This is a genomic window from Hyella patelloides LEGE 07179, assembly GCF_900659865.1.
Lineage (GTDB): Bacteria > Cyanobacteriota > Cyanobacteriia > Cyanobacteriales > Xenococcaceae > Hyella > Hyella patelloides.
The window spans coordinates 1-5,431 of record NZ_LR214132.1 but is presented as its reverse complement, the minus strand read 5'-3'; the positions used below and the strand labels follow the sequence as shown (position 1 = coordinate 5,431).

8 protein-coding genes and 1 tRNA gene are annotated in these 5,431 nt (G+C 37.0%); 4 read left to right on the top strand and 5 right to left on the bottom strand.

What is annotated here, in order from left to right; genetic code table 11:
- The first annotated feature begins 337 nt into the window (after positions 1–337).
- Together H1P_RS39120 and H1P_RS30575 are read left to right on the top strand one after the other, a co-directional pair.
- Positions 338–601: a helix-turn-helix transcriptional regulator gene (locus tag H1P_RS39120; RefSeq protein WP_144874854.1), complete on the top strand. Its 264-nt coding sequence runs from the start codon at positions 338–340 to the stop codon at positions 599–601.
- 21 nt (positions 602–622) lie between these two features.
- Entirely contained in the window at positions 623–892 is a 270-nt protein-coding gene (locus H1P_RS30575; RefSeq protein WP_144874852.1) for a hypothetical protein, read from the top strand.
- A gap of 250 nt (positions 893–1,142) precedes the next feature.
- Here the strand turns inward: H1P_RS30575 and H1P_RS30570 are convergent.
- Positions 1,143–1,224, bottom strand: a tRNA-Leu gene (locus H1P_RS30570).
- A 66-nt stretch (positions 1,225–1,290) separates the two neighbouring features.
- A complete protein-coding gene (locus H1P_RS30565; RefSeq protein WP_144874850.1) occupies positions 1,291–1,872 on the bottom strand; it encodes a DUF1997 domain-containing protein in 582 nt (193 codons plus the stop codon).
- Between the two features lie 128 nt (positions 1,873–2,000).
- On the opposite strand from H1P_RS30565, the gene pheA reads away from it, so the two are divergent.
- Together pheA and H1P_RS30555 are read left to right on the top strand one after the other, a co-directional pair.
- Positions 2,001–2,846 (top strand): prephenate dehydratase, encoded by an 846-nt coding sequence (gene pheA / locus H1P_RS30560; protein ID WP_144874847.1) that lies wholly within the window; start codon positions 2,001–2,003, stop codon positions 2,844–2,846.
- A gap of 267 nt (positions 2,847–3,113) precedes the next feature.
- A complete protein-coding gene (locus H1P_RS30555; protein WP_144874845.1) occupies positions 3,114–3,989 on the top strand; it encodes an EamA family transporter in 876 nt (291 codons plus the stop codon).
- A 19-nt stretch (positions 3,990–4,008) separates the two neighbouring features.
- Here the strand turns inward: H1P_RS30555 and H1P_RS30550 are convergent, their stop codons facing one another.
- The 3 genes from H1P_RS30550 to H1P_RS36770 all read right to left on the bottom strand — a co-directional run bounded on the left by H1P_RS30550 (position 4,009) and on the right by H1P_RS36770 (position 5,276).
- On the bottom strand, positions 4,009–4,290 hold the full coding sequence (locus tag H1P_RS30550) for a DUF427 domain-containing protein (RefSeq protein ID WP_144874843.1): 282 nt from the start codon (positions 4,288–4,290) through the stop codon (positions 4,009–4,011).
- Positions 4,291–4,395: 105 nt separating this feature from the next.
- Positions 4,396–4,995 (bottom strand): DUF3172 domain-containing protein, encoded by a 600-nt coding sequence (locus tag H1P_RS30545; RefSeq protein ID WP_144874841.1) that lies wholly within the window; start codon positions 4,993–4,995, stop codon positions 4,396–4,398.
- Positions 4,996–5,117: 122 nt separating this feature from the next.
- Positions 5,118–5,276 (bottom strand): hypothetical protein, encoded by a 159-nt coding sequence (locus tag H1P_RS36770; protein WP_186376236.1) that lies wholly within the window; start codon positions 5,274–5,276, stop codon positions 5,118–5,120.
- Positions 5,277–5,431: the final 155 nt, after the last annotated feature.

Below are 5,431 nucleotides of genomic sequence, written 5' to 3'. Positions count from 1 at the left end.
TTTTTGATTTAAGCGAACCGTGAGTCTTGAGTTATTCTACTTTAATAAAAAGTAGCCTCAGCATTCCTCATTACGTAATACGTAAGTAGTTAAACTGAAACGAGTCGCACACTCACAGGTACATTTAGCTAAAGTGAGTAAAAAGTGAGTAAGAATTATAATCATGAAGTACTAAACTAACTCCAGATCGAGTACTCCAGGCAATGGAAAACATTCATGTAACCGATGTTAATGCTTGGTCAAAAGAAGTTTTTGGTCAATCGATGTTGTCTAAAAGAAAATTGGCTTTTTCGGCTTAAAAAATTACACAAAAGTTGCATGAACTTATCGAGAGTGCCTGGCACAGAATCAACACCCTAGCCGTACTCAAGATGTTGTTGCAAAGTACAAATACGAAAAGTTTCCTTATTTAGAACCACTAGAAAAGGAAATCATAGAGATGTTAATTGATGGGTTAACTCAAACTGAAATAGCCGAAGAAATAGAAGTCAGTAAAGCTTTAGTCAATAGCCGTTTAGTTTCTATCAGAAAGAGAACCTGTACTAAAACTAATATAGAGCCATACATCAAGTATCTTGTATGTCCTTACGTAGTCAGATAATTAATCAATAGGAATAAACTTATGAGCATTTTAGAGCAAAGAATCTCACAGCTAGAAAAGCAAATTGACAAATTAACAACCTTAATACTTGAGAGAACCAAAGCGACTGATGATAAGTTTGAAAATAGGTGTCAGAGTCTTGAAAATATGATCGTGAAGAATCAACCAAAAAAGCGTAAGAAAAAAGTAGTCCCTTTTTGGGATGACGATATTGAAAATGATAGTAATGAAATTATGCATCCGTATGTTGAGGATGTTTATAGAATTGAAGATGAAATAGACGATGAATAATTCAGGGTAAATATCAGATTTGACGACGTAGACTAGGTGTTGTACAACGCTTTGTTTTTTTTGGCAATGATTGTAGTTTACAGTTTTGACGTATTTGAATCAAGAGTTGATGAGGTTAGCTAATTACTCGTTTTTTACTCAGTTAGTTATGGGCATAATAAGCTTGTTGGGTACATTTTGGATACAAGCTATGCGTAGTGGCTAAGGTCATGTGAGTGATAAGCAAGCCAGCTATACTATCTTGTAGATATGCGGATGGCGAGACTCGAACTCGCATGGCGTGAGCCACACGCCCCTCAAGCGTGCGTGTCTACCGATTCCACCACATCCGCGTTAAGCAGAATATAGTATATCATGTTCTGCTAGTTAGTAACAAATTAAATCAACAGCATACAAGATCAAGTTAATCCCAGATCGGTAATTGTAGAGTTGTTATCTGCTTGCTTGACTTCGGTTGCTGCCCATTGACTATAATCTTCTAGTAACTGACTGATTAGTCGTTGTTTAATTCTAGTTAGAACACTTTTAAGCAGCCCGTTTCCTGTCCCTTCTAAAATGGATTTAGGAGTAAGCATCAGAGGAGAAGGAATATCTACTTTTACCTCTAAGTCTGCTTGACCTTCAAGAGTAGTCTGATTTTGGTGTTGTTGTGGCGATAAAATTCCTTTGAGATTGAGGCAAAAACGGCGATTAATATAGTCTATTCCTTGGATTTGACAACCTTCTGACTTGAGATAAACTGTGCCGTTTGCACGAGTCCAGACTTTTAATAATACTGTGGGTTGAAAATGATAAATTCCCATAAAGTTTATCGGTCTCATTTTAAGTTCGTACAAATCATCCGATAATTGTTTCATGAGCTTAGGATTAGCGATCGCTTTTACTAATCTCTGAGGTTGACGTAAATAGTGCTGAATGGGAATTTCTGCTTCTTCAACGGATATTTTTACTGATTCGGTTGCTTGAAAACGAGCGTGCATAAGTGTAATAACTTAAAGTATGTGATGTCTATTAATTTTATAATTTTAGGTTACATTTCTTAAAAAAAAAATATATATGTCGAGAGATTTACATTCATCGTAATATTTTTGGGTAATTTATAAAATCTATGGCAATTTCTCTTGCTCATTTGGGTCCTGTGGGGACTTATTCTGAAAGTGCAGCCTCAGCTTATGGTGAATGGTTAGAAACAAACCAGCAACAAAAGTTTATTTTGTGTCCTCAACCAAGTATTGCTTTGGCTCTTAGCGCAGTGGCGCAAAAAAAGGTTAATTATGCAGTTGTTCCTGTAGAAAACTCTATTGAAGGGACAGTCAATATTACGCTAGATACTTTATGGCAAAAAAAAGATTTAAAGATATTAAGAGGATTAACAATTCCGATTGTTCATTCTTTACTTTCTTATAATGAGGATTTAGCAAATATCAAAACAGTTTATTCTCATCCTCAAGCTTTAGGGCAATGTCAGGAATGGTTAGCTAATAATCTACCTCAAGTGCAATTAATCGCAGCCAACTCTACCACAGAAGCTCTCAAGTTACTCAAAGAAGACCCTACTGCTTGTGCTATTTCTTCGGCTAGAGCAGCCGAAATTTATCATGTACCGATCTTATACTCAGGAATTAACGATCGCCCTGACAACTGTACCCGCTTTTTAGTTATTGGATTTGAAACTAATAAATTTGGTAGCCATATTTCGTTAGCATTTGGTTTAGAAAAATCTAACGTTCCAGGAGTATTAGTTAAGCCCTTACAAATTTTTGCTGAAAGAGAGATTAATCTTTGTAAAATTGAGTCTCGTCCAACTAAGCGTTCTTTAGGAGAATATATCTTTTTTATTGAGTTAGAAGGCAGTTTACAAGAGCCAAAAATTCAAGAGGCTTTAGCCGAATTAAAGCAGTATACAGAAGTATTAAGTATTTTCGGTAACTATGATTCAATCTCTGTGGAATAGGTAAAAGTATCCATAACGAAAAAAGTTATTAGTTAGTTGTAGAAAACTGTGTTGTCAAATTCCTCTCGTCTTCCCAGTGTCGATCGAGAATTTTTACTTTACAGGGCAAAAATGGGGGATGTTTTGCGGTAACTACCAAAGAAAGAGATCGCGCTTTTGTTTAACACAAACTAATATTAATTTTCATTCGGCATTGGTTAACATCAACTTCTGCCATCACATCAAACAGTACCGTCATAAATTATTTATTGGTATTAAAGAAGATTTATGCAAAAGCTGCAACCAAATTTAGCATTACCGCCTCCTACTTTTTTAGTGTTGATATCGATCGCCTCTACTCAACTGGGTTCGGCATTTGCGAAAAGTATCATTCAAGAATTAGGCGCGACGACTACAGTACTTTTACGTGTGGGCTTAGGAGCAATCTTCTTATTATTACTACAAAGACCTCAACTTAAAGGTTACACCCGTGCTAACTACTTACTTTTAATTTTGTTTGGCTTGGATTTAGCAGCTATGAATTACAGTTTTTATGCTGCTATCAATCGCATTCCTTTGGGTATTGCCGTTACTTTAGAGTTTGTTGGCCCTTTGGGGGTAGCTTGCGCCAATTCTCGTCAACTTGTCGACTTACTTTGGATATTTTTGGCTGGAGTTGGTATCTTTTTGCTAGCTCCCGTAGGAGGCTCTGCTCTCGATCCTTGGGGTGTTGCTCTGGCTCTTGTAGCTGGATTTTTCTGGGGTACTTATATTTTGCTTTCTGCCAGGGTAGGAAAGGTATTTGCCGAAATCAGAGGACTATCGTTATTGACCGCAGCATTGGCAGCAGGAACGATAGGACTGTTACCTTTGAGTATTTTATCTGGAGGTTTAGCCAAACTCGAACCCAGATTTTTAGCAGCAGGATTGGGAGTGGCAATTCTTTCTTCGGCAATTCCTTACACTTTTGAGTTAGAAGCACTAAAAAAATTGCCTATCCGCGTGTTTGGAGTTCTGATGAGCTTGGAACCAGGGATTGCTACAGTCTTGGGTTTTATTATTTTACGAGAGAAATTAGAACTTCGTGCAATTGTCGCAGTTATCCTGGTTACCCTCGCTTCAGTCGGTACTTCAGTTTTTGAAAAACGCCGTCGTTTGAAGTGAAAACTAAAAAAGTTGAAAATCAATCAACTTTGACCCCGCGCCAAAAAGCAACATATCCTTCAATGTTTTGAGCTTTTTCTTTAGCACTAGGATAATACCAAGCTGCATCTTTATTTTCTTTTCCTTCTACCACAATGTTGTAGTAACTAGCCTGTCCTTTCCAGGGACAACTGGTATGGGTATTGCTAGATTGAAAATACTCTTGATTAATCGCTTCTGAAGGAAAATAATGATTGCCTTCTACTACAATAGTGCGATCGCTTTCTGCTAAAGTAGCTCCATTCCAAGTTGCTTTTTTCATGATTTGTTGTTGGTTGCTAGTGGTTGGTTATTAGTCGTTAGTCATTAGTTGTGACTTATTACCTTTTGCTTCCTCTGCTCTCCCTGCTCCTTATTTATTCTTCAACTAGAAGTTATCCGATTCTGGTCTTGCGCCAGAGTTTCCACCTGATTTATTGAGAAATAAATTGCCCATAGAATCATTTTGATAAATACAGTTGATTTTTGGTTTACCTTCTAAAACTCCAGTAAAACCGAAAGTATTCATCCTGCGCTTACAGTCTCTTACTTGTTCGTTACTAACTAAATTCTGCTTTTCTAGTAAAGACCAGTTGTTTTGGCGCAACACACAACCAGGTTCCATAATAGGCTGAGTCACAAATACATTAAACGGGTTCAAAGTCAAGTAAATTCGCATATCTGACACAATAGCACTCGCGCCAAATTGCTGACATAATTGGGCATTAGGAGCTTGTTGATCGATTTCAAACCGCGAATCCACAGTATCAAGATTAGAATTATTACTAAAGTTTAGAGCGATTCCCACTACAATACCCAAAATAAAAACACTAGCTAAAATAGCTGCTTTAGCTGGGTTAAAAGGATTTTTTCCTCCTCCTGAAGGTGGTGAGTTGCGAGATTCCGAACCATAGGAGCGATCTCGATTCGATTTTGCTCCACTATCTCGTCCTGAACGATCATAATCGTATCTGTTTTTACGTGCCATTAATTACGAATAATTTTAATCTCGATCTATTTGTATTTTAGCTGATTGGTTATTGGTTAGTGGTGGATAGATGAAGTAGCAAGTATTTTCAGGAACAAGGAATGAGGAAATTTAAAAAATTTTTAAGTAGTGAGTAGCAAGTGTTTCATGTAGCGGTGCATCAAACTATGCGATGCTTGCACCCATCGCATTGGGGTGTGAAAGAACAGTCGCGAGGTTTTCCCCATCTCTTGACAAGCCTCGCTATCACGAAGGCGCACTCCTGTGAGCAAGTTATTCATTTTGAAGATGTTTTCCAACCTTTTTATCCAGCAATTCTCATTTTGAAAAGAAACAAAGAAATTGTTCTCTATTTAATTAAGAGAACAAAGAAGAGAATCAAGTTTTGAAGTGCAAAATAATTAAAATATAATTACAACCAAGGAAAAAATCGGCA